The organism is Tritonibacter sp. SIMBA_163, from assembly GCF_046535935.1.
Classification (GTDB): domain Bacteria; phylum Pseudomonadota; class Alphaproteobacteria; order Rhodobacterales; family Rhodobacteraceae; genus Epibacterium; species Epibacterium scottomollicae.
The window spans coordinates 1-235 of record NZ_JAWJBP010001335.1 but is presented as its reverse complement, the minus strand read 5'-3'; the positions used below and the strand labels follow the sequence as shown (position 1 = coordinate 235).

Annotated in this window: 1 protein-coding gene; it reads right to left on the bottom strand. The window is 60.9% G+C overall.

The annotated features are described in order from the left end of the window. The coding region (locus tag R0J92_RS26635; RefSeq protein ID WP_411053894.1) for a molybdopterin cofactor-binding domain-containing protein at window positions 1-235 on the bottom strand (235 nt) is incomplete at both ends.

Genomic DNA, 235 nt, shown 5'->3' with positions numbered 1-235 from the left:
GGCCGATGTGTTCGGAACGTTTTCCGTGGTGGTCGTGGTGATCTTGATGCGGTCGAAATCAACCTGGAACGCCTCGGCCACCACCTGCGCGGCCTTGGTGTTCAGGCCCTGACCCATCTCGGTGCCACCGTGGTTCAGATGGATCGAACCGTCGTTGTAGATGGGGATCAGCGCTCCGGCCTGATTGTACCACGTGGCGGTGAAGGAGATGCCGAATTTGACCGGGGTCAGCGCG